Origin of the sequence: Ancylobacter sp. (genome assembly GCF_965229075.1) — a bacterium.
GTDB lineage: Bacteria > Pseudomonadota > Alphaproteobacteria > Rhizobiales > Xanthobacteraceae > Ancylobacter.
The window spans coordinates 1945250-1968007 of sequence record NZ_CBDDIO010000002.1 but is presented as its reverse complement, the minus strand read 5'-3'; the positions used below and the strand labels follow the sequence as shown (position 1 = coordinate 1968007).

The following is a 22758-nucleotide window of genomic DNA, read 5'->3' as shown; positions in this document are numbered from 1 at the left end:
CTTTTTCCACGGAGCGGACGATGATGGCCAGGTTGATCTGCGCGCTCGTGCTGGGGCTTGTGTGCCTGGCCGTGACGGATAGCGCGCGCGCGGACGAACTCACCCTGCGCTGGCTCGGCGCGGACGGCCAGGTCGCGCTGGAGAAGACGCTTACGCTCGCCGAAATCGACCGGCTTCCCCAGGTGACCATCGACACCAGCACACCCTGGACGGACGGCCTCAAGCGCTTCACCGGCCCCTCGCTCGGGGCGCTCGCGGCGCTGGGCGGCCGGCCGGTGCGGGAGGCGAAGGTGATGGCGCTCAACGACTATGTCGCCCCCATTCCCGCCGAAGACTGGAAGGAGCATGGCGCCATACTGACCACGCGGATCGATGGCAAGACCATGCGGGTGCGCGACAAGGGGCCGTTCTGGGTGATGTACCCCATCGATTCCGACCCGGCGCTGCGGCAGCAATATTACCAGTCGCGCATGGTCTGGCAGGTCAAGTCCATTGATTTTAGCGCGCAATAGTCGCTCGATCGGCCTTCTCAAGCTCGGCCTCGTCGTCGCTTCCGTTGCGCTCTTTCTCGCGACCACCCTGGTCTATGTCCTGCAGACCCGCCAGCAGGCCTTTCTCACCGCGACGATCCGCTCCTCCGGCTGGGTGGCCTATCAGGCGCAGCTGGAATTCGTGAAGACGCAGGCCGAATTCGCCAAGCTCGCCATCGTGCCGAGCGCCCAGGGCATGGACAAGCTGATGCTGCGCCTCGAACTGCTCCGCTCGCGGCTGCCGCTGCTCTATGATTCCGACGAAGGCCGGGTGCTCAGCGATGTCGTCGACACGCGCGGCCCGACGCAGATTTTCGAAGCACGGCTGGATGAGATCATCGATGAGGTGGGCAAGCTCGACGCGGAAGATGGCGGCACGGCGCGAGAACTCAAGAAGCTCAGCCAGCAGTTGGAGCCGCTCGGCGAGGCCCTGCAGACCATATTGATGCAGTCCGTCGCCTATAATCAGGAAATCTTCCAGCGCGAGCGCGCCATGGCGCAACGGCCCGGTGCGTTGCCGCTGGTGATGCTGTTCGTCAGCGGCGCCTGCCTCGCCGCCGTGCTCATTCTCCAGTCCCGCCGCGACCGCCTGCGCCTCAATGAGGTGCGGGAAGCACAGGCGGCGCTGGCGGCGATGGAAGAGAATCTGCGCGCCGTCATCCAGGCCGTGCCGGCCTGCGTGGTGGTGACCGACCCGGACACCGACAAGGTGAACTTCATCAATCCGTCCGCCGCCGCCCTCGTCTCGCCCTCGCTCGACGATCCCGCCTGGCCGCGCTTCGTCCGGGCGATCCGCGCCGCCGCCGGCGAGCCCGACACCCGCCGCTGGGGGGCGCTGAGCATGGGCTATGCCCGCAACCCCGGCGACATCATCTCGCTGCGCGGATCGATCGGCATCGTCTTGTGGGAGCGACGCCCGCAGCAGCTCATCGTGGTGGTCGACACCTCGCAGGTGCGCAATGCCGAATTGCAGGTGATGCAGGCGGCCAAGCTGGCGACGCTGGGAGAGATGGCCACCGCCATCGCCCATGAGCTCAACCAGCCGCTGGCGGTAATCAAGATGGCGGTGGCCAATGCCCGCCGCCTGCTCGACCCGCTGCCGGGCGGGGAGCCGGTGGCGGCCAAGCTGGAGCGCATCTCGGCGCAGGTCGACCGCGCCAAGCGCATCACCGACCAGGTCCGCCGCTATGGCCGCATGCCGACCGAGCAGCTCCTGCCCTTCTCGCTACGCCATGCGGTGGAACTCGCCGCCGGCTTCGTCGCCGAGCAGTTCCGCGCCGCCAATATCGTGCTGTCGGTCGAGGCGGGCGTGCCGGCGGAATTGCTGGTGTTCGGCGAGCAGACCATGTTCGAGCAGGTCATCGTCAATGTGCTGATCAATGCCCGCGACGCCTTCGAGGCGCAGGAACTTCGCGAGACCCGGGCAAGCCGCGAGCCTCAGGAAAGCCGCGAAGCGCAGGACAATTCGCGGATGCCCACGGTCGGCGCGGCCCGGCGGGAGGTGCAGGTGTCCATCGGGCGAGTGGAGGAGCACGCGGTGATCGCGGTGCAGGACAATGCTGGCGGCGTCCCCGAGGACATTCTGGAACGCATGTTCGAGCCCTTCGCCACCACCAAATCGACCGAAAAGGGCACCGGGCTCGGCCTGTCGCTCGCCCGCAGCGTGGTGCGCGATATGAACGGTACCATCGTAGCTGAGAATGTCGGCGCCGGCGCGCGCTTCACCATCACCGTGCCGGCCTCGCTCATCAACGCCGCGCGGGCCGCCGCATGAACGCCACTCCCAGCATGCTGATCTGCGACGATGAGGAAGAGCTCGCGCACGAGCTGGGCGAGTATTTCGCCTCGCTGGGCTGGCGTGTCGCCCTCGCCATCACGGCCGAGCAGGCGATCGCGCAGCTGACCGGCGGGCTGGCGCCGCAGGTGCTGATCACCGATCTGCGCATCGGCGCGGTCGATGGGCGGCTGGTCGTGGCCGAGGCCCGCTCCCTGCCGCCGGCGCTCCGCCCGGCGCTGGTCATCATCATCACCGGTCATGTCATGCACAATGTGACGGCGGCCGATCTCGACAGCGACTTCCTCTATGTGAAGCCGGTCGATCCAACGGACGTGCTCGACGATATCGGCAGTTTCCTCGCCAGCGTGGCGCCGCCCCCGGCCTGAGGGCGAAGGTCGCCCGTCGCCACCCGCTGCGAAGGAACCTGACACTCTGAATTTGTCATTTCACAATGACGGAAGGCCCGCACTAACATAGTAGTTGGGGTAGTCGCCGAGCGTGACATTGTTTTCGTCGTGAGCGGGCGTGTGGCGGTGCGAATGGTGGGTGCAGCTGGGGTGGATTCGGAACTGCCGCGCGTTCTGCTCGTCGATGACGACCCGGACGTGCTGATCGAACTGTGCGAGGGGCTGGCCATGCTCGGCCTGCCGAGCCTGACCGCGAATACACCGGTGGAAGCCATCGACCTCGTGCAGCGCAACGAGCAGCTGCAGGTGGTGGTGACCGACCTGCAAATGCCGCGCATCGACGGCATCGAGCTGCTGCAGAAGCTCGCCTTGATGAGCCGCAAGCGCCCGCTCGCCACCATCATCATCACCGGCCACGCCTCGCTCGACCGGGCGGTGGGCGCGCTGCGTCTCAATGCGGTGGATTTCCTGCAGAAGCCGCTGCTGCCTGAGGAAGTCGCGCAGGCGGTGCGCCGGGCCTTCTCGCTGGTCGAGGACAGCGTCCGGCAGGCCAATGGGCCGGCGCCGGTGGCGGAAAAGCCGGTGGCCCGGCCGAATTATCTGAAGACGCTGGTGGCCGCCCGCGCCGACCGCGACGCTATCTTCCAGTCCGACCTGTTCTCGGACCCGGCCTGGGACATGCTGCTCGACCTCGCGGTGGCGGAAGCCTCCGGCCGGCCGATCTCCGTCACCAGCCTGTGCATCGCGTCGGGCGCGCCGACGACGACGGCGCTGCGGCGGATCGATGAATTGCGCGACGCCGGGCTGATCGAGCGCCGCCCCGACCCCGCCGATCGTCGGCGGATCATCGTCGAATTGACGGAAAGCGGGCGTCAGCGGATGGAAACCTTCGTCAAGCGCCAGGCCGAGCGTCTCGGCCTTCCCCTGGACTGAGCCGGCCGCGCGCGGACGGCCGGCGGCAGGCGTTCAGCCGACGAACTGGTAGCCGAGATAGCGCTTGGCGTCGATCACGTCATAGCCGAGCTTCAGCCGCAGCTTCTTGCGCAGCTTGCTCATATGGCCTTCGACCACGCTCTCGTCGACATCGTCGTTGAAGATGCCGTAGATCGTGTTGAAGATCTGGGTCTTGGTCACCCGCCGGCGGGCGTTCTTGACCAGATATTCCAGCATGTGCCGCTCGCGGCGCGGCAGCGGCAGCGGGGCGCCGTCGATCTCGGGATCGCGGCCGTCGAAGAACACCTTCAGCCGGTCCTCGCGGGCCGCGGCCGGGGCGGCATTGGCGTTGACGCGCCGCCAGATGGCATCGGTGCGGGCGACGATCTCGCGGACATGGACGGGCTTGCGCACCACGTCGTCAATGCCGGCGGTGAACAGTTCCAGCGTCTGCGCCAGGCTCTTCTGGTCGCTCAGCGCCAGGATCGGCGCGGCGCTGTGCGAACGGATCATCTCGGGATAAGTGGGGCGCCGCTCGAAATCGCCGAGCAGAAAACCTTCCACCGCAGCAATATCATTTTCCGAAGCGCTCTCGATCCAGCCTTTGAACTCGTCTTCGTTCAGGCCGAAGCTGGAAAAACCTTCCCGCGAGAAGCTGGAAACATAGCTTTCGGCAACAATAGAGCGGTCGTCGACGATGACATACATGATTCAATTCCCCTGCCTTGAACCTGCAGTCACGCAATTCGTTGATTGCTGCCTGCACGTGTCCTTGGCCAAAGAACTATTTTGGTAAATATCTCCACTCAAGCCGAGTTGCTTCAGGGTTGGAGTGGGTTTCCTTCCATTCTGGGGGGTATCGCCGCCTCGGGCCGGGTCGCGGCAACGCAAAAGCCGCCCCTCGGGGTAAGCCGAGGGGCGTTGGTGTGAGATCCATCCGATGTGAATCGATCCTGGCGATGCCCGCGTGCGCAGGCCCGGCGGCGATGCGCGCGATGCGCGAGCGCCGGGCCGACGGCCGCGAAATCAGCCTTCGAACACAGTCTCGATCTTGCTCTTCAGCGTCTGCGCGTTGAAGGGCTTGACGATGTAGTTGTTCACGCCGGCCTTCTTGGCGGCGATGACGTTTTCCGACTTCGCCTCGGCCGTGACCATGATGAAGGGCAGCGCGTTGAGGTCGCTGTCGTCGCGCACCTGCTTCAGCAGTTCGTAGCCCGTCATCGGCTCCATGTTCCAGTCGGAAATCACCAGCCCGTACTGCCGCTCCTTCAGCTTGGACAGGGCTTCGACGCCGTCGGACGCCTCGTCCACGTCTTCAAAACCGATCTGCTTCAGCAGGTTGCGAATGATGCGGACCATGGTCTTGTAATCGTCGACTACAAGAACCGGCATCGACAAATCCACGGCCATAAAGCGCTCCGTCCCTCAGCTAACAAGTTCCACGGGACAGCCACATGCCGCCCTTTCCTAGGTTGATGTTCTGAATTGCAATGCTTGCGCGAAGCTTGCAGGTCGAAACCTAGGGTTATTCTCAGCTGATTGGCTTTGAACTATAAGAAATCATCGAACACTTGCGAATTAATGGGAGAACTTACATGTCGTCTGCCCGGCGGCCGTTCCGGATTGAAGCGAATGAACGACACAATGGGGCGGCGGAGAAGCACGTCGCCAGCACAGTGACGATGCAGGGCTCCGTCTCCGCCCAGATAGGCCGTGTGCTGGAAGAGCTGCACGAACTGCGCGGCGTGATCGCACGGTTCGACCGCCGTTGCCCCGAAGCCGACCCCGAATGCTCGCGCCACGCCATGCTGATGGATGTAGAGACGATCCGCCAAGCCATCGACAACACCAAGAACGAGCTGGCCACGCTGCAGGCCGGCGGCGCCAAGGGCGCGCGCTTCAACCGCGCGACCGACGAGCTCGACGCCGTCGTCGCCGACACCGAGGCGGCGACCGAGGACATTCTGCAGATGGCCGAGAATATCGACGGCGCGGCGATCTCGCTGGTGGCGGAGCTGGAAGGCAGCCACAAGATGCTGGCCCAGGCGATCCACAGCTATGCCACGCGCATCTTCGAAGCCTGCAATTTCCAGGACATTAGCGGCCAGCGCATCCGCAAGGTGGTCGACCTCATGGTCTTCATCGAGGAGCGGGTCGAGCGCATGTCCAACATCTGGGGCGGGCAGGAAGAGGTTGCGCGCATCGCCGAGACCATCGCCCCCGAGCGCACCGGCGACGACGCGCTGCTCAACGGGCCGGCGCTGGCGGATGACGAGAACGTCGTCTCGCAGGACGACATCGACTCCCTCTTCGCCTGAGATCAGGCGCAGAAGGCCCGCGACTGGGCGGTCCAGCTTCCGAAGCCGGACCGGACCAGATTGCGGATGACGGCACAGACATAGCGCTTCTGCGCCGGATCATTATCCGGCCCGGCATTGTAGCGGGCCGCCGCCATCGTCCAGTTGCCATGACGCTGCCGCAGCTCCGCAAGGAAGCGGGCGGCGTAGTCGACATTGCGCTCCGGATCGAACATCTCCGCCACCGAGGCGAACTGGTCGCCATGCCAGCGATGGTTGATCTGCATACAGCCGAGATCGACCAGGGTCACTCCCCGCGCCTTGAACTCCGCCAGCTTGCGCACGCCATCGGCAGGGCTGGTCGCGACAAGGCTTTTCCCCCCCGCATTCATCGCCAGAGGCTGCAGCGTGCCATTGCCGCCGGTCTCGGTCATGCCGACCGCGTAGAGTATGGCCAGCGGCACGCCATATTTGGTGGAGGCGCGCGCCATCGCCGCCTCGCAGACGCCGAAACGCGCCCCGCCCCCCGCGCTGGGGGGCGCGCCGGTAGGCGTGTTGGGGGGCGTTTGCGTCACCGAGGCGTTCGGCGCGGCGGCAAGCTCAGGGCTGCTGCTCAGCAGCGCCGCCATCAACAGCGCGGAAAGCTGCATCTTCATCCTGTTGTCTCCTTCGGCGCGGGTCGGAATCGCCGGAATTCCCCTCGCGGGACCCGCTCCCCTCGCGGCGCTCCCAGTCCGCCGGCGCAAAGGCGTCCTCGCCGGTGAGGCGGGGCGGCAGGCCGGTCTGGCTGATGGTGAGGTCGAGCGGGCCGGCATCGGCATCGGCCAGCGTGGCGATGAGGCTGGCGCGGTCCTGCTCCAGCAGGCGCGCCGTTTCCGCCCGCGCGGCGTGAACGTGGATCTCCAGCCCGTTGCGGCCGGTGCGCAGCCGCACCGTCACCAGGCCGAGTTCCAGCGGGCGGAGCTGGATTTCCAGCACCCGCACCGGGCCACCCGCGGGTATGGCCGCGCCGGCGGCGGAAGAGGCCGGCGCTTCCGCGCGCACCGCCTCGGCAAGGACGCTGCCGAGCTGCACCGCCGCTGACGACGGAGCGGCCCCCGCCGGCGCCGCGACAGGCGCGGGAGTGGAGGCGGCGCTGCCGGCAACCGGAGCGGGGGTCGGCGTCTCGGCGGCGATCTCAGGCGCGCCGCGCGCCCGCTCCGCGCCGGCCGCCGCCCGTGCCGGCATCCGCGCGGTGGGGCGTTCCTCGGGCGGGGCCGTGTCGGTGGAAGGCGCGGGCGCCTCGCCCACCTGGGCGGCCATGGCGACAACGCGCGCGGCGGGGCGACGCTCGCTCAAGGCGGGCACCGGACGGTCGAGCCCCGGCCCTTCGGACGCAGCCAAGGCGGAAGCGGCAGAGGCGGAAGCGGCAGCGATCGTGGCCGCCGGCACCGCGACAGCCGCAGCCTGCACCTCCGCTTCGACCGCCGGCGGCAGCGCGACGGAAGGTGACTGAGCCGGCTTTGCTTGATCGGGAACAGAAGGCGCGGTCGGCCCGGCCTCGCGCGGCAGTACCGGGGCGAAATGCGTCTCGCACAGCACGACCTTGGCGGTGGGCACCGGCGCCTCGTCCAGCGTGGCCCCTTCCTCCAGCGTCGCGATCATGGCCGGGTCGCTCGTGCTTTCCGGCACATCGGCCTCTTCCGGCAGCGCCGAAGGGGCGGGCAGCAGGGACGCGAACATCGCCGGCGGCAGTGGAGACGTTGAGGGCGACATGTCGCTCCCGGCAGCCGAGGGGGTGGCTGGCACCTCCTCCAGGCGTTCCGGCCACGACGTGGCGGCGGACCGACCGGCCTCGACCGGGAGAGAACGCGGCGAGCCCTCCTCCGCCACCGAAGATGCGGGCGTCGCCTCCACGCGGGTGGTGGGCAGGCGGGGGGCATCGGCTCTCACCAGTGCCGGCGACGAGGAGGGCGGGGACCACTCCGGGCGGGGCGCGGCCTCGTCCGCCGTCATCGATGGCGGGGCGGCAGGGGCGTCCGCGCCCTCCCCCGCCCCGGCGTCGGAGTCGGGCCGAGCGGCGGGCGCGGGGGCTGCCTTCATCGGGGCGGACGGCATCTGAGCCACGGTTTCCGCCTCCTCGCCCGGCAGGGAGAGGATGGAAGGCGAAGGCGGGCGCAACGGCGCGGCCGGCGTCGAGATCGTGTGCGGCACAGTGCTGGACGCGGCGGGTCGGTGGGACGCCGGCGGCGCGGGCAAGCCAGCTTCCGCCACCGCCGGGGCAAGCGGGCGCATCGCCGCCCCGATCCCGTCCAACGCGTCGCCTGCGCCGTTGGCAGGCGGCTCGGTGAAAAGCTGAGCGGCCGGTGCGGGCGACGAACCCGCCTCGGCCGGCGCGGCGGCGGACGGCAGGGCGGCGGACGACAAGACGGCGGCCGGGCGGGCGGACCGCGCGAGCAGCGCGCCGAGGTCCATCGCCGCCACCGGCAGCTCCGTCTCGGTCATCGGGCCAGCGGGCGGGGCGGCTAGTTCGGCCGCCGGCTCGGGGGCAGGCAACGTCTCCACCGCCTCCAGCCGCACCGGCACGCCGAGGCGCGACGCCGCCATCGCGGATCGTTCGGGTCGCGGGCCGGCGGAAGGCGCCGGCGCCTCGGGCACGGCGGAGGGCCGTCCGCCCATCTCGGTGAGCAGGGCGGCGAAGGCGTCGCCGCCGTCCCCGCGCTCGGCGCGGCCGGGCAAATCGTCGGCGGTGGCGGTGCGGGCGGCGTTGAGCGGAACCGGGATCATAGCGGCGCGTCTCCCAGCGCTTTGTCGGCGGCCTCGAGCGCGGCCTGGGCCGAAGCCAGCACGGCGGGCGGCATGGCGTCCTTGCCGCCGTCCTGGCCCGGCTCCGGGGCGACCGGCCCCTGGGCTTCCGGCGCGCCGGCCTCGCCCCCGAGCCCGGCCGGCGGCGGGACGGCCACATTGACCGCATCATTGATCGACGCGGCCACCGCCAGCGCCGCGCCGAGCAGCCGCGTATCCTCGCTGCCAAAGCGCTCGCGCGCGACGCTGGCGAGGGCGGCGCTGGCCTCGTCGAAGCGGCCGGGCGCGGCGATGATCGCGGCGGCGCGGTACAGTGTGGCGCGGTCGGCTTCCAGGCTGCCGAACACCGTGCCCTTCAGCACCAGTTCCGAGGCCAGCGCCGCCGCGGTGGTCTTGCCCTGCGCCAGCGCCGCCTGCGCGATGAGCAGCGCGACCTCGCGGCGGCTTTCCGGCTCGAGCGGGGCGAGCAGTTCATGCACGCGGTGGAACTCGTCGGCGCTGTCGATGAAGCTCATCCGCGTCAGCGCGGCGGCGAAGCGCAGGCGGAAATTGCCGGCATAGACCGAGTGGCGGTAGCGGGCGAGATAGGTCGAGGTCAGGCGCTCGAAAGTGGCGAGTTCATTGGCCTGGGCGGCGATGAAGATTTCGCGGCGCAGCGCGGCCTCCTCCACCAGCGTGCCCGGCGCCAAAAGGCGGGCGCGGCCCAGCAGCACCGAGGCGCGCGGCGGGTCGCGGCGCACCCACAACGCGGCCTGCGCCAGCGCCACCTGGCCGGCGAGGCTGTCCGGCAGCTGGCGCGCGTCGATCTCGCCGAGCTGCTTCAGCGCCTCGGGCTCACGGCCTTCGAGATAGGCGAGCGTGCCGCGCAGCAGCCGCTCATCGACGGCGGGACTGGCGCCCTGGCCCAGCACGGACCGCAGCACGCCCGGCCCGCCGCCGCTGAGCGCGAAGACGATGAGCGCGCGGGCATTTTGCGGGTCGTTCCAGGCGGAGGCGTCCGCCGCGCGGAAGCTCTGGTCGATACGGGCGATCAGCGCGTTCTGCGCCGTCAGGGCGTTCGGCTCGCCTGCCGCCATGCGGTCCTGCAGGCGCTGGAGTTCGCGCACCTCGCGGTAGAGCGGCGGCGCGGGCGGCAGTTCGGGCGCGTTCGCGGCGGAGGCGGCGGGATCCTTGGCGGGCTCATCCTTGGCGTGCGCCTCCTTGTCGGCGGCTTCCGGAGCGGTAGCTTCCGCCGCCTGCGCCGACGAGAACACGCCAAGCGTCGGCAGAGCGAGCAGCGCGGTGGTGCGCTCCATCGGCTCCGGCAGATCAGGCTCAGGCGCCGGTGCGGCGGGGGCTTCGGGCGCCGCGAGGGCGACAGCCGGGGCGACCATCGGCGCGGCCGCCGGCGAGATGACCGGGGACACTGCCGGCGCTGCCGCGCTCGAAGCCGCCGAAACGGCCGGCGCGAAGGAACGGGGGTCGAAGGAATCGGCGGTAAAGGCCAGCGCGGCGAAGGTGTCCGGCCCCACGGCCTCCGACGCCAAGAGCGCGGGTGCCGGCACAAGCCCGGCGAAGGGCGGCGGGGTCGGCGCGTCCTCCGGCGCCACGACCGGCACCTCGACGGGCGCGGGCTGGAAGGCGACCGGCGACCGCGCCGGCGCGCCGCCCAACGCCGGCCGCGCGGGGGGCAGCGGCACGCGCAGCGTCGCTACCCGCGCCACCGGCGCGTCGGGCGCGGCAGCGTTCGGCAGATCGGCCGGCGCATCCGCCAGCGCAAGGGGCTCCGGGGCACCAGTGCCCGGCTCCACCGTCGCGGGGGCCGCAACGGCGGGAGCCTGCGCCGCGAGATCGGCCGGACGCGGCAGCGGCAGCGGCGCCTCCCGCGGCATCTGGCGCGGCGCCGCCGGGGGCATCACCGCCGGCTTCGGCTGGGGCAGCGGCACCCGCACGGGCGTGAGTTCCGGCAGCGCTTCGCCATCGCCCGTCTCCTGCCCGCCCGCATCGGCCGGCGCGGCATCGGCGGGGCGCACCCCGCCCCACGAATCCTTGGCCAGAGCCGGACGGCCGGCCAGCAGCAGCGCGGCGAGGAGTGTGGCGAGCAAAGCGACGCGGCTCATCGGGCAGGCTCCTGCAGCACGATTTCAATCCGGCGGTTTTCCGGCGCGTTGGGGTCGGCCTTGTTCTTGAGATTGCGGTCGGCGAAACCGACGATCTGCTTGATGCGCCCCTCGTCCAGCCCGCCGCGCACCAGCATGTAATGGGCGATGTTGGCGCGGGCGGCGGAGAGCTGCCAATTGTCATAGGTCGGCGAGCGGAAGGGGCGCCCGTCCGTATAGCCGCGGATCACCACATCGCCCGGCCGGTCCTTCAATGTCTGGGCGATGCGCGCCATGGCGGCGACGATGCGCGCATCCGGCACCGCCGAGCCGATGGGGAACATGGAGAAGTCGAGATCGTCGGTCAGGCTGATCACCGTGCCGTCGCCGGTCTTGCGCACCGTCACCTGTGGCCCGGTGGCGCCGCCCATGGCGGCGGCGAGGTCGGCCTTGATCTGCTCTTCCAGCTTTTCCGCCGGCCCCTGCGCGCCCTCGGTGCGGGCCGGCCCGTTGGCGGCCACCGCCTTGGCGCTGTCGCCGTCGGGTGTCGACGAGGCAGCCTTGGTCGCGCCGGCAATGCCGCCGGCGCGGGCGGAATCCGGCGTCGGGCCGCCGGCGGGCGAGCCATCCATTCCCTCGACGGCGGGGTTCGGCGTGTCGCGCTTGGCGCCCGCATCCGGCCGTGTGCCCTGCGGCGCGCCGATGCCGGCGGTGCCGGGCGCCGTCGCCTGCGCCTTGCGGGTGGAGGTCATCTGCCAATAGACTGGGTCGAACGGGTCGCGCGTGGCGTCGCCGCTGCCGGTACCCGGCTCGCTATTGACGCCGATCGGGGCGTCGAGCGAGGTCGGCGTGCCGGGCGGGGCATCGGCGACGATCTCGGCCAGCACGGCATAGGGGTCCTGGAACAGCGCCGCCTCGCGCGGGCCCTGCTGCACCTCCTCGCCCTTGCCTGTCTTCTCGCCCACCGTGTCCTTGAGCGCGGACATCTGGTCGCCATCGTCCGAGGTACCGACATCCTTGACGTCCTCGGGGTCGTTCAGTCCCTTGCGCTCGCTCACGCTGTCGGCGAGATTCACCGGGTTGAAGTAATTGGCGATCGCCTTGCGCACATCCTTGTCGGTGACGTTGATCAGCCACATGATCAGGAAGAACGCCATCATCGCCGTCATGAAGTCGGCATGGGCAACCTTCCAGGCGCTGGAATGGTGCTCGTGCTCCTCGTCGTCATGCCGCTTGATGATGATGAGTTCTTGATGTTCGGGACCGGCCATGGCCGTCTACTCCTGCGCCAGGGCGAGGCGCGCGGCCCAGGCCTGCATCTGCGTCTCGAATGTGGTCGCGCCGGCGACGGCGACGATCTCGCCGCCCGCTCCGGCTTCGAAGCACACCGGCGCGCGCGGATCGAGCCGCGCCTGCAGCCCCTCCAGCAGGGCCGCCGGGCCACGCACGTGAAGCAGCGGCGTGGTGCCGTCGGCGAGGGCGCGGGTGATCGCGCTCGCCATGTCCGCCAGCACACGCTCGCGCAGGGCGTCGGCGAGGAAGGGGGCGATCACCCGGCCGAGCCGGGTGGCGAGGTCCTCGCCCAGCTGCTCCAGCCCCTCGGCCAGCGCCTGCGCCAGTGGCTCGCTCTCCGCCTGCGTCCAGGCGCGGCGCGCCTCGGCGAGCCGCTCCTCCGCCCGTGCGGCGTCCTCGGTGCGCTGCCGGTCGAAGCGGGCGCGCGCGGCGGCCTCACCCGCCGCCCGCCCGGCCGCCTCGGCTTCCTGCATCAACAGGGCGAGGTCCGGCGCGGGGGGAGCGGCAGGGATCGGCGACGCAATCGGCGACGCGGGATGCGGCGCGGCGGGACGCGCCGGCGCCTCGGCGGCGCGGGGGTGCGCCGGCTCGGCGGCACGCGGGGCAAGGCCGGAATAATCGGGAAGATGGTCGATGAGCGCCCGCATCAGACCCGGGCCTCCTGCTGCAGCCATTGCCGCAGAATGGCGGCGGCCTGCTCCTCATCGAAGTCGATGATCTGCTCCAGGCGCTTCTGCGGCGAACGGTTCATCTTGCTGGTGAGGTCCTCGATCAGGCTGACCGGCTCGGTGACGCCGGGCGTCATGGCGCCGCCACCGTCAGGCGCCGGCAATTCGCCCATCGCGCCGCCGGTGCCGGCGAGCATGGCGGTCTCGATCAGTTCGGCATCCTCCGGCCGGGCGACGATGGCGCGCACGGCGGGGCGCAGGCCGAACCAGATCAGCAGGACGGCGACGATGAGAATGGTGGCGGCGTTTACCAGCGTGCCGGCCTGGCGCATCAGCACTTCCGACCAGGGCAGCGCGGCCACCGGTTCGAGCTGGCCATTGCCATCGGCGAAGCCGACAGCGGAGACCTTCAGCTTGTCACCGCGCGCCTTGTCGAAGCCGGAGGCAGCGGCGGCGAGCTGCTCGATCTCGTAGATCTGCGTCTCCAGCGGCACGGCCCCATCGCCCGCCCCTTCCGCCGGCACCAGCCGGGCGCGGTTCACCAGAATGGCGATGGACAGGTTCTGCACGGTGAAGCCTTCGCGCACCGTCTCGGTGCTGCGCGAGGAGATCTCGAAATTGGTCAGTTCCTCGCGCCGGTTGCTCTCCTCATTGGAGTTGTTGCCGGTATCCGCGCCGCCCGCCTGGCCGGGCATGTTCTGCTGCACCGAGGCCGCCGCCTGCTTGGAGCGGTTCTGCGACGTGCCGGTCTCCTTGACCACGCGCACCGAACGCTCGGTCTTGGAGGCGGGGTCGTAGGTCGTCTCATTGGTGGTGACGCGGTCGATGTCGAGGCGCGAGGTAACGCTGATCTGGAAATTGTCGATGCCGAGATAGGGGGTGAGCGCGCGGCGGATCTTCGCCTCGGTCTCGCGGTTCATCTGCTCCTGCAGCATCGCCTTTTTGCCGGAGGAGGCATTGGCCGGGTCGTCGCCCGAGGCGAGAATGGCGCCCTCGGTGTTGAGCACGGTCACGGCGTCGACCTTCATGCCCGGCAGGGCGGCGGCGACGAGATGGCGGATCGCTTCCGCTGAGGTGCCGTCCTCGGCGTTCTCCGTGCGGATCACCACCGAGGCCGAGGCGCTCTGCTGGTCGCGGCGGAACGAGGCGCGGTCGGGCAGCACGATGTGCACCCGCGCCGCCTTGATGCCCTTCATGGTCTGGATGGTGCGGGCGAGTTCGCCTTCCAGCGCGCGCACCTTGGTCACCTCCTGCATGAAGGAGGTGAGGCCGAGCGAGTTCACGTCGTTGAACAGTTCGTAGCCGGAGCTGGAGCTCTGCGGTAGGCCCTTCTCCGCCAGCTGCATGCGCGCGCGCGCCGTGTCGGCGGGGGCGACCAGCACGGCCGTGCCATCGGCGTTCACGTCGAAGGAAATGCCGGCATCCTTCAGCGCGGCGCCGATGCGGGTCACGTCCTCGCGGCTGAGATTGGCGTAGAGCGTCTCGGTGGCGGGACGGCTGAGATAATAGGCGCCGAGGCCGATGGCGGCGAGCACCGCCAGCCCGATCATCGCCAGCGCGAACAGGCGGCGGGCGCCGAGCTGCCGCAGATTGCTCAGAAGCATGTCGAGCTGCTGGCGTGCGAACATCTGCTCTCCCGCTCCCTAGATGATGCGAAGGGCCCTTGGCGCGGGCCGCGCGCGGGGCCCGCCTGCGAGGAGGGCCGATCCGTCGGAGGGGAGAGTGCGTCGGCGAGCTTGCCTGAGCGTTGCGCGGGGGAGCGCTAAAAAAGAGGGCCACGCCCCTGGGAGGAGAAGCGTGGCCCGAGGCGCGCCGTGGAACACGGCGGCGGGGTCGGAGAAACCGGGCGCGAACCCGGCCGTATCAGCCGCGGAACAGGCTGAGCACGCTCTGCGAGCTGGAATTGGCGATGCCGAGCGACTGAACGGCGAGCTGCTGCTGAGTCTGCAGCGCCTTCAGACGGGTCGACTCTTCTTCCATGTTCGCATCGACGAGCGAGCCGATGGCGCGGTTGTTGGCGTCCTGCAACGCCTGCACGAAGTTGGTCTGCGACTCGATACGGCTGGCCGTGGAGCCGAGGCTCGTGGACGCATCCGTAAGATCGGTCAGGGCGGCATCGACGATCGAGGTATAGTTCGCGATCTGGTCGAGGTCGTTCTGGCTCGAGGTCAGCTTGGAAATGTCGATATCCATGATCGAGCTGACCGTCGCCTTGCCATTGGACGTGGCGGCCACGCGGGACTTGTCGAGAATGCCGAGGTTATCGGTGCCCGAGGCGCCCAGCGAGTTCTTCAGCGCGAGAACCGCGCCGTCGAGGGCCGTCTTCTTCGTGGTTTCGGCGGTGGTGAAGGCACTGTCACGGGTGTTCTTGGCCGTCGCATAGGCGGCGTCACGGGCGGCCACAGCCGCGGCGTCCATGGCGCTGCCGGCGAAGGTCGTGTCGGCGGCCGCAATGTCGGTGTCGTAGGCCGTCGTCGCCGTGGTCTTCGCAGTATCGAAGGCCGTCGTCGCGGTGGTGGCGGCGGTGGAGTAGGTCGCCGACGCCGTGGTCACCGCGGCGTCAACCGCCGAGTGAACGGTGGTGTTCGAATCCAGCAGCTTGAACTTGCTGGTGTCGATGTTGATCGTGTCGACCTGCACCGAGTCGCCGGTGCGGGAGAACGAGGCAACCACCGCCTTGTTGGCATTGTAGTTGGCTTCGCTCGAATCCACCGACAGCCAGTTGCTGCCGGAAATGACCGTGCTCTTGGCGTTGTTCTTCACCTCTTCGAGCAGGCTGCCGATTTCGGTCTGCAGCTTGGCGCGATCGGCGTCCGGGGACGCGGCGGTGATGAGCTTTTCCTTCACCTTCTGCAGGGCATTGCGGACGGTGTCGAGACCGGTGTTGACGGTGTCGACCGAGGACTTGGCGAGGCCGAGCGAGTCCTTCACCGCACCGAGCGCACCGTTGTCGGAGCGGGTCGTGGTGGCGATGGACCAGTAGGCCGCGTTGTCCGACGCCGAATTGACGCGCAGGCCGGTGGAGACGCGGTTGTTGGTGTCGTCGAGCGAAGAGTTGATGGTCCGCAGGGTCTGCAGGGCGACCATGGAGGACGTGTTGGTCATCAGGCTGGTCATAGGAATGTCCCTTGAGTTGATGTGAGTTTTTCACGGGACATACCGGGCTTACACCGGCATGGCAGAGGCGGCATCATGCCTTTGATGATCGGGCCCGAGAGCGCAATCCGAGTGCCGGCCCGAAGCGGGCGGGCAATCAATCTGCCATGAACCTACCCTCGCACGGCTAGCTTGCGCGGGGCTTGCATCCGGCACGGGACCGGACATCGCGATACGAAGCCGGCAAAACGCCGGCGAGGCGGCCCGCTCGCGCGCACCGCCCCGCTATTGTTGTCAATCCGTCGGTCTATGAAGTGCGTCAGTAAAACGAGCGCACCAGCCCGCCCACCAGAAGATTCCAGCCGTCGATCAGGATGAAGAACAGGATCTTGAACGGCAGGGCGATGACCGCCGGCGGCATCATCATCATGCCCATCGACATGACCAGCGTCGCCACGATCATGTCGATGATCAGGAACGGCAGCATGATCAGGAAGCCGATCTCGAAGCCGCGCCGCAGCTCGGAGATCATGAAGGCGGGGATGAGGATGCGCAGCGGCACCTTGTCCTCCGTCGCCGCGGGCGCCTGGCCGTTGGCGGCGGCGAGATCGGCAAAGGTCTGCAGATCCTTGGGGCGCACCTGCGACATCATGAAGTCCTGGAACGGCGCCGCCACCCGCGTCAGCGCCTCCTGCTCGCTGATCTGGCCCTCGGTCAGCGGCTGGATGCCCTGCTGCCAGGCGCGGTCGAAGGTCGGGCCCATGACATAGAAGGTCATGAACAGCGACAGCGAGATCAGCACCATATTCGCCGGCGTCGATTGCAGGCCGAGCCCCGAGCGCAGGAAGGACAAGGCGATGACCAGCCGGGTGAAGCTGGTGACCGTGATGAGCAGCCCCGGCGCCACCGACAGCACGGTGAGCAGGGCGATCATCTGCACGATGCGCCCGCTCGCCGCCCCGCCGCCCGACTGCTGGAGCAGATCGTTCAGCCCCGGCAGCGACTGGGCGAAGGCCGGGGCGGCGAGGACGGCGCTGGCGAAAAGGCCGGCGGCGGCAAGGCCCGCCACCGCGAGGGGCCGGGCGAGACGGCGGGAGAACGCGCTCATTGCACCACCATCGTCTCGATGATCAGCTCGTCGATCTTGCCCTCGGTGCGCAGTTTGGCACGCTCGCTCAAATCCTCGCGCAGGTGGAGAAGCCCGCTCGGCCCCTCCAGCTGGCTGAGCGAGAGCGTGCGCAGATACCCCATGATGTCGTCGCGGATCTGCGCGACGGCGATCTTCGGGTCGGGCAGCGCGTCCTTCTTGAAGATGATCGCGGCCTCGATACGCACGAAGGTCTGCGAGGGCGCGGCGAGATTGGAGACGATCGCCTTCATCGGCTCCATCACCACATCGGTGCCGGCGTATTTCAGCGGCGGCGTGTCGGGCTCCGGCGGCTTCTCCTTCGCCTTCTCGCTCACCGTCTTCTCGACGCTGGAGGCGAGCTGGATGCCGAGCCCGCCGCCCCCGCCGGCGGCGAGGAGGGTGAGGATGGCCAGCGGCACGATCAGCCCGCCACCGCTTTTCTTGTCGTCGCCTTTGACGGCGACTGCCTTGGCTGCCATGGCCCGCCCCCGTCAGAACGGCGCCACGACATCATAGATGCGCTGGCCCCAGGCGGGCTGCTGCACATCCATGAGTCGACCGCGTCCGGCATAGGAAATGCGGGCTTCGGCGATCTTGTCGTAGGAGATGAGGTTGCGGCCGGAAATATCCAGCGGGTTGACCATGCCGGCGACGTTGAGCACGCGGACTTCGTAGTTCACCAGAATCTCCTGCGAGCCGCTGATCATCAGATTGCCGTTCGGCAGAACGTCGGTGACCACCGCCGCGATCTGGACCTGCAGCTTTTCCGAGCGGTCGATCGAGCCCTTGCCCTTGGCGGCGGTGTCCGAGTTCATGGTGAGGTTGCCATTGGCCGAGCCGGCCGCCCCGCTCCAGCCGAAGCCTTCGGCGGCGACGGCGACATCGAGCCCTGCCTGCTGCGCGGATTTGCGCGAGCGGTCGGTCTGGTTGTCGAACTGCGCCATGTCGTTCATCGCGATGGTCACCGTCACCACATCGCCGACTTTGCTGGCGCGGATGCTGCGATAGATGCTCTGCGTGCCCTGGTCCCAGGTCGAGGCGAAGCTGCGCTTGGGCGGCGCGGGGAAGCTCATCGGAATGGGGTCGGTCGGCTGGTTGATGCCGTAGCCGACCGGGGTGAGGCTCGGCCCGAAGGCCAGGCTGTCATAGGTCTTCTGGCAGCCGCCCAGCGCGAGCGCGACAAGGGACACCGTGAGAGGAAGCGTCGAACGGGTGCGGGTCACGATGATTTTCCATCCGGAGGCGGCGGGCGCTTGGCGATGCCCACCATCACGCCGGTGAGGCGGGCGGCGCGGGCCGGGTCCATCTCGTTGAGGATCGCGCTGGCGACGCGAGGGTTGAGCTTGGCGAGGATGGCGGCGGCGGGGTCGTCGCCCATGATGGTGAGTTGCGCGGCAGCGGCGTCGGGGCGCATCTGCGAGATGACCGAGATCACCGCCGCGTCCGCCTTGTTGAGGAAGTCCTCGCGCCGGGTCAGCCATTTCTCGAATTCGGCGCGCTTGGCCTCCAGCCGGGCAATCCGGTCTTCGATGTCCTTCTCCAGCGCGGCGAGCGCCGCCCGCTGGCGGGCGAAGCGGGCATCGCGCACCGCGTCGACCATCGCCTCGCAATATTGATCGGCATTGTCGCCCTTCGGCGCCGGCGGGGCGGGGCGCGAGGCGGCGATGGGTGCCGCGGCCTCGGGGGCCGGCGCCGTTTCCGCCCGCAGGCTCATCGCGCCGAGAAAGCTGGTGCCGAGGGCGAGCGCGACGATGACCAGCGCCTTGACGATGCCGGCGCTGCCGTCGCGGCGCGGCAGCGGCAGGCGGCGGGCAGGCACCGTCCAGCCCATCGCCTCCGCCTCGTTATCCTCGCCGCCGGGCTCGCTGTCGCGGGCGGCGAAGCAGAGGGCGGCGGAAAGCAGCCCGAGCAGGCCGCCCACGACGAGGGCGGCGAGATGCGAGACGACCAGTATCATGCTCATGCGGGAACTCCCGGCCGATGCGCCCTGCGGCGCTTACTGGATGACCAGCTCGGCTTGCAGGGCGCCGGCTGTCTTGATCGCCTGAAGGACGGAGATGATGTCCGTCGGCCTCATTCCCATACGGTTCAGACCTTGCACGAGGGTGTCGAGATCGGGACCCCGCACCACGCTGAGATAGCCGCCGTCCTGCTGCACCTGGACCTCGGTATTGGGCACCACCACCGTCTCGCCATAGGAGAACGGCGCGGGCTGGGAGACCTGCGGCGTCTCGGTGACGCGCACGGTGAGGTTGCCCTGCGTGACCGCGACGGTGGAGATCTTGACGTTGCGCCCGATCACCACCGTGCCGGAGCGCTGGTCGATGACCACGCGGGCGGGCGCGTCGGTCTGCACCGCGAGATCGCCGACCATGGCGAGGAAGCGGGCGGCGCTGATGCGCGGGGGCCGCAGCACGACGATGGAGCGCTGGTCGCGCGCCAGCGCCGTCGGGCGCACCGGGCCGCCGATCTTGCCATTGTCGGTAACATTGTTGCCGAAGCGGGCATTGATGGCGTCGGCCACCCGGGCGGCCGTAGCAAAATCGGGGTTGTTCAGCTCCAGCACGAATTGCGGCAGCTCCGCCAGCTCCCCCGGCGCCGGCTTTTCCACCAGCGCGCCATTGGGGATGCGCGCGGCGGTGGGCACGCCCTGGGTCACGCTCTCGGCCTCGCCGGCGGCGACATAGCCGGTGACGGCGAGCTGGCCCTGCGCCACGGCATAGGTCTGGCCGTCGGCGCTGTTCAGCGGGGTGATGAGCAGCGTGCCGCCCTTCAACGAGGTCGCGTCACCCAGCGAGGCGACATTGACATCGATGCGCCCGCCGACCCCGGCGAAGGAGGGCAGATTTGCGGTCACCGCCACCGCCGCGACATTTCGCGAGCGCAGCGGCACGCCGCGCGTGCTGATGCCCAGCCGGTCGAGCATGGACTGCATCGCCTGCTCGGTGAAGGGCGAGTTGCGCAGCGTGTCGCCGGTGCCTTGCAGGCCGATGACGAGGCCGTAGCCGATCAGCTGGTTGTCGCGCACGCCCTGCACGCTGGTGATGTCCTTGATGCGGGTCGCCGCCTCGGCCGCCGGGGCGAAGGCGAGCACCAGCAGCAGCGCGCACAGGCCGCGCCCGCGCATCAGGCGCCGTGTCCAGCCGATCATGGCACGGTCACCTTCACCGAGCCGTCGGCCTGCACGATGCCGGCGACGACCTTGCCGCTGTCGGCGTTCTTCAGCTTCACCATCGCACCGAGCGCGCCGGATTCGAGCGGCACGCCGATCGCGCGGATGCTGAGCCCGTCCTGCTCGAAGCGCAGTTCGGTCGCGACGCCCCGCGTCACCAGCTGCGCCTCCGCGACCGCAGCGACGGGAATGGCGTTGCCCGCCGCCAGCGGGCGGCGCGCCACCTTGCCGACCAGCTGGCCCGTATTGACCGCCAGCGGGTATTGGTGCGCCATCGAGACCGGAAAGGCGCGCTCGCCGAGCATGGCGGCGGTGATGGTCTCGCCCGGCGCAATATTGGTCGCGGCGACCGGCAGGCTGATCTGATCCGGCGCGGCGACCGCCGCCGGCGCGGGCGCAACCGGAGCCGGTGCGGGCGGCGCGTCGAGGCCGGACACCGTGTCGGCGATCGGCCGCTGGCGCGCGGTGGCCGGAGCCTGCGCCAGGGCCTGCGCGAAGGCCGGCAGCGTGGCCGACAGAACGGCGCAGGAAAGGGCGAGGGCGCGCACGCCCCCCGGCAGCAGCCGATTCATCGCAGGTATCCTTGTTTAGCGGATGCCCTTGGCAACCGTCGCCGCCATCTCGTCGGCGGCCTGGATCACCTTGGAGTTCATCTCATAGGCGCGCTGCGCGGTGATGAGCTCGGTGATTTCCTTCACCGGATCGACATTCGAGCCTTCGAGATAGCCCTGGTGGATCTTGCCGAAGCCGGCATCGCCCGCCACGCCGGTGACCGGCTGACCCGAGGCGGCGGTCTCGCGGTAGAGATTGTTGCCGATCGGCTCCAGCCCGCCATCATTGGCGAAATTGGCGAGGCTGAGCTGGCCGAGCAGCTGCGGCGTCGCCTGCGCCGGGGTCTTGGCGTAGATGTTGCCGGTCTCGTTGATGACGATCTCGGTGGTGTCGGCGGGAAAGGTGATGGCCGGCTGCACGACATAGCCGTCATTGGTCACCAGCTCGCCGGCCGGTCCCTTGCTGAAGGAGCCGGCGCGCGTATACAGCGTCTCGCCGGTCGGGCCGGTGATCTGGAACCAGCCGCGCCCGTTGATCGCCATGTCGAGCGGGTTGCCGGTCTGGGCGAGCGGGCCTTGCTGGTGCAGGTTGCGCACCCCGAGCGTGCGCACGCCGAGGCCGATGAGCGCCCCCTCCGGGATCGGCAGGCCGCCTTCCGCATTGGGCACGCCTTGGGCGCGCTCGGCCTGGTAGAGCAGGTCGGAGAATTCGGCGCGGGCACGCTTGAAGCCGGTCGTGTTGATGTTCGCGATGTTGTTCGCGATCACCTCGACATTGGTCTGCTGCGCGCTCATGCCGGTGGCGGCGATGGCCAGTGCTTTCATGTCGGCGTCCTCGGGGCAGCCTCGGACAGCGCGGCGACGGCGCCGCCCGCCGGGGATGCGGGAAACAGGGGGCGGAACGAGGTGTCGCGGGCGGCGCTAGATCGCCATCCGCGAGATTTCCTGATAGGCGGCGACCACCTTGTCGCGCACCGCCAGCGCGGTCTGCAGCGTGGTCTCGGCCGCCATGATGGTCTGCACCACGTGCTGCACGGAGGCCTTGCCCTGCAGGCCGGTTATGGCGGCGGCTTCCGCTCCCTGCAGCGAGCTGACCGCCTGGCCGGATATGTCGGCCAGCATGTCGGAAAAGCCGGTGCCTGCCGCCGGGCGAACCGCCGACGTGGCGGACGTGGCGGCCGTTGACGCGGTGCCGCCGGTCCCGCGCAGGGTGGAGATCGAATTGAGCGCGTCCATCATCACCCGGCCCTCAATAGATCGATGGTCATCGAAATCATCGAGCGTGCCTGCTTCATCATCTGGAGATTGGCGGAATAGGAACGGCCGGCCTCGCGCAGGTCCGCCATCTCCGTCAGCACGTTCACATTGGGCAGCTTCACATTGCCCTCGGCATCGGCGGCCGGGTTGCCGGGATCGTGCTCGATGGTGAAGGGCGTGGTGTCGTCGGTGCCGATGGAGCGGATCGCGACGCCCGGGCCGGCGCTAAGGCCTTCCGGCACGCCCATATGCACCGTCTTGCGCCGGAACGGATCGGCACCGGGCGTCGAGCCGGTGGAGCGGGCATTGGCGATGTTCTCGGACACCACCCGCATGCGGGTGGACTGGGCCTCCATGCCGGAACTGGCGATGGCGGAGATGGACTTCAGGGAATCGATCATCAGGCGTTCCTCACACTGGCGAGCACCATGCGGTGGAAGGCGCGCACGACGCTCGTGTTCAAGGTAAAGGCCGCGTTGGTGTCGGCGGCTTTGACCATCTGCTGGTCGAGGCTCACCGTGTTGCCGGAGTCGGAGACTTCCCAGCTGTCCGCCGGCTTCACCTCGGCCCGCATCGCCTCGGCTCCCGCCGGGGAGAGATGCCCCGCCGAGGTGCGCGCCTGGGTCAGGTGGGTGCGGTCGAGCACCGTCGAGAACGGCTCGACATCCGCCGCCCGATAGGCCGGCGTATTGGCATTGGCGATGTTCGCGGCGATCGTCGCCTGCCGCACCGACGCCCATTCGGCGTGGCGGGAGGCGAGATCGAACAGGAAGATCTTGTCCAAGG

General features: G+C 69.2%; 24 protein-coding genes. 5 read left to right on the top strand and 19 right to left on the bottom strand.

The window, feature by feature from the left end; genetic code table 11:
- Nucleotides 1-20 precede the first annotated feature (20 nt).
- From ACO07Z_RS15270 to ACO07Z_RS15255, 4 genes are all read left to right on the top strand, one after another.
- Nucleotides 21-512: a hypothetical protein gene (locus tag ACO07Z_RS15270; protein ID WP_421699479.1), complete on the top strand. Its 492-nt coding sequence runs from the start codon at nt 21-23 to the stop codon at nt 510-512.
- Nucleotides 493-2304: a sensor histidine kinase gene (locus tag ACO07Z_RS15265; RefSeq protein WP_421699478.1), complete on the top strand. Its 1812-nt coding sequence runs from the start codon at nt 493-495 to the stop codon at nt 2302-2304. The genes ACO07Z_RS15270 and ACO07Z_RS15265 overlap by 20 nt, the downstream gene beginning before the upstream one ends.
- Nucleotides 2301-2693, top strand: a complete 393-nt coding sequence (locus ACO07Z_RS15260; protein WP_421699477.1) for a response regulator — start codon at nt 2301-2303, stop codon at nt 2691-2693. The genes ACO07Z_RS15265 and ACO07Z_RS15260 overlap by 4 nt, the downstream gene beginning before the upstream one ends.
- 153 nt (nt 2694-2846) lie before the next feature.
- Complete coding sequence (locus tag ACO07Z_RS15255; protein WP_421699476.1) at nt 2847-3647, top strand: response regulator; 801 nt, start codon at nt 2847-2849, stop codon at nt 3645-3647.
- A gap of 33 nt (nt 3648-3680) precedes the next feature.
- Here ACO07Z_RS15255 and ACO07Z_RS15250 read toward each other — a convergent pair whose 3' ends face one another.
- Together ACO07Z_RS15250 and ACO07Z_RS15245 are read right to left on the bottom strand one after the other, a co-directional pair.
- The gene (locus ACO07Z_RS15250) at nt 3681-4355 is read right to left on the bottom strand and encodes a response regulator transcription factor (protein WP_307021892.1); all 675 of its coding nucleotides are present in this window, start codon (nt 4353-4355) and stop codon (nt 3681-3683) included.
- Nucleotides 4356-4673: 318 nt separating this feature from the next.
- Nucleotides 4674-5057, bottom strand: coding sequence for a response regulator (locus tag ACO07Z_RS15245; RefSeq protein WP_371347755.1), 384 nt, complete (start codon nt 5055-5057; stop codon nt 4674-4676).
- Nucleotides 5058-5242: 185 nt separating this feature from the next.
- Between ACO07Z_RS15245 and ACO07Z_RS15240 the strand changes: the two genes are divergently transcribed.
- Nucleotides 5243-5965 carry a protein phosphatase CheZ gene (locus ACO07Z_RS15240; protein WP_421699475.1) on the top strand — a complete coding sequence of 241 codons (723 nt, stop codon included), beginning with the start codon at nt 5243-5245 and terminating at the stop codon, nt 5963-5965.
- 2 nt (nt 5966-5967) lie between these two features.
- Here the strand turns inward: ACO07Z_RS15240 and ACO07Z_RS15235 are convergent, their stop codons facing one another.
- From ACO07Z_RS15235 to flgB, 17 genes are all read right to left on the bottom strand, one after another.
- The gene (locus ACO07Z_RS15235; RefSeq protein ID WP_421699474.1) at nt 5968-6600 is read right to left on the bottom strand and encodes a lytic transglycosylase domain-containing protein; all 633 of its coding nucleotides are present in this window, start codon (nt 6598-6600) and stop codon (nt 5968-5970) included.
- A complete protein-coding gene (locus ACO07Z_RS15230) occupies nt 6545-8710 on the bottom strand; it encodes a flagellar hook-length control protein FliK (RefSeq protein ID WP_421699473.1) in 2166 nt (721 codons plus the stop codon). Before ACO07Z_RS15230 ends, ACO07Z_RS15235 begins: the two co-directional genes overlap by 56 nt.
- The gene (locus ACO07Z_RS15225) at nt 8707-10827 is read right to left on the bottom strand and encodes a hypothetical protein (protein WP_421699472.1); all 2121 of its coding nucleotides are present in this window, start codon (nt 10825-10827) and stop codon (nt 8707-8709) included. The genes ACO07Z_RS15230 and ACO07Z_RS15225 overlap by 4 nt, the downstream gene beginning before the upstream one ends.
- Nucleotides 10824-12077, bottom strand: coding sequence for a MotB family protein (locus ACO07Z_RS15220; RefSeq protein WP_421699471.1), 1254 nt, complete (start codon nt 12075-12077; stop codon nt 10824-10826). Before ACO07Z_RS15220 ends, ACO07Z_RS15225 begins: the two co-directional genes overlap by 4 nt.
- Nucleotides 12078-12083: 6 nt before the next feature.
- On the bottom strand, nt 12084-12746 hold the full coding sequence (locus ACO07Z_RS15215; RefSeq protein WP_421699470.1) for a hypothetical protein: 663 nt from the start codon (nt 12744-12746) through the stop codon (nt 12084-12086).
- Nucleotides 12746-14395, bottom strand: coding sequence for a flagellar basal-body MS-ring/collar protein FliF (fliF, locus tag ACO07Z_RS15210; protein ID WP_421699469.1), 1650 nt, complete (start codon nt 14393-14395; stop codon nt 12746-12748). The genes ACO07Z_RS15215 and fliF overlap by 1 nt, the downstream gene beginning before the upstream one ends.
- Before the next feature lie 235 nt (nt 14396-14630).
- Nucleotides 14631-15884, bottom strand: coding sequence for a flagellin (locus ACO07Z_RS15205; RefSeq protein ID WP_421699468.1), 1254 nt, complete (start codon nt 15882-15884; stop codon nt 14631-14633).
- A gap of 298 nt (nt 15885-16182) precedes the next feature.
- Nucleotides 16183-16971 carry a flagellar type III secretion system pore protein FliP gene (gene fliP, locus ACO07Z_RS15200; protein WP_421699467.1) on the bottom strand — a complete coding sequence of 263 codons (789 nt, stop codon included), beginning with the start codon at nt 16969-16971 and terminating at the stop codon, nt 16183-16185.
- A complete protein-coding gene (locus ACO07Z_RS15195; protein WP_421699466.1) occupies nt 16968-17471 on the bottom strand; it encodes a flagellar basal body-associated FliL family protein in 504 nt (167 codons plus the stop codon). The genes fliP and ACO07Z_RS15195 overlap by 4 nt, the downstream gene beginning before the upstream one ends.
- A gap of 12 nt (nt 17472-17483) precedes the next feature.
- On the bottom strand, nt 17484-18215 hold the full coding sequence (locus ACO07Z_RS15190) for a flagellar basal body L-ring protein FlgH (protein ID WP_421699465.1): 732 nt from the start codon (nt 18213-18215) through the stop codon (nt 17484-17486).
- Nucleotides 18212-18955, bottom strand: a complete 744-nt coding sequence (locus tag ACO07Z_RS15185; RefSeq protein WP_421699464.1) for a MotE family protein — start codon at nt 18953-18955, stop codon at nt 18212-18214. The genes ACO07Z_RS15190 and ACO07Z_RS15185 overlap by 4 nt, the downstream gene beginning before the upstream one ends.
- A 33-nt stretch (nt 18956-18988) precedes the next feature.
- Nucleotides 18989-20143, bottom strand: coding sequence for a flagellar basal body P-ring protein FlgI (locus tag ACO07Z_RS15180; RefSeq protein ID WP_421699463.1), 1155 nt, complete (start codon nt 20141-20143; stop codon nt 18989-18991).
- Complete coding sequence (gene flgA / locus ACO07Z_RS15175) at nt 20140-20736, bottom strand: flagellar basal body P-ring formation chaperone FlgA (RefSeq protein WP_421699462.1); 597 nt, start codon at nt 20734-20736, stop codon at nt 20140-20142. Before flgA ends, ACO07Z_RS15180 begins: the two co-directional genes overlap by 4 nt.
- 15 nt (nt 20737-20751) lie before the next feature.
- Nucleotides 20752-21540, bottom strand: a complete 789-nt coding sequence (gene flgG, locus ACO07Z_RS15170; RefSeq protein ID WP_421699461.1) for a flagellar basal-body rod protein FlgG — start codon at nt 21538-21540, stop codon at nt 20752-20754.
- Between the two features lie 96 nt (nt 21541-21636).
- Entirely contained in the window at nt 21637-21954 is a 318-nt protein-coding gene (locus tag ACO07Z_RS15165; protein ID WP_421699460.1) for a flagellar hook-basal body complex protein FliE, read from the bottom strand.
- Nucleotides 21954-22373: a flagellar basal body rod protein FlgC gene (flgC, locus tag ACO07Z_RS15160; RefSeq protein WP_421699459.1), complete on the bottom strand. Its 420-nt coding sequence runs from the start codon at nt 22371-22373 to the stop codon at nt 21954-21956. Before flgC ends, ACO07Z_RS15165 begins: the two co-directional genes overlap by 1 nt.
- Nucleotides 22373-22756, bottom strand: coding sequence for a flagellar basal body rod protein FlgB (flgB, locus tag ACO07Z_RS15155; RefSeq protein WP_421699458.1), 384 nt, complete (start codon nt 22754-22756; stop codon nt 22373-22375). The genes flgC and flgB overlap by 1 nt, the downstream gene beginning before the upstream one ends.
- Nucleotides 22757-22758: the final 2 nt, after the last annotated feature.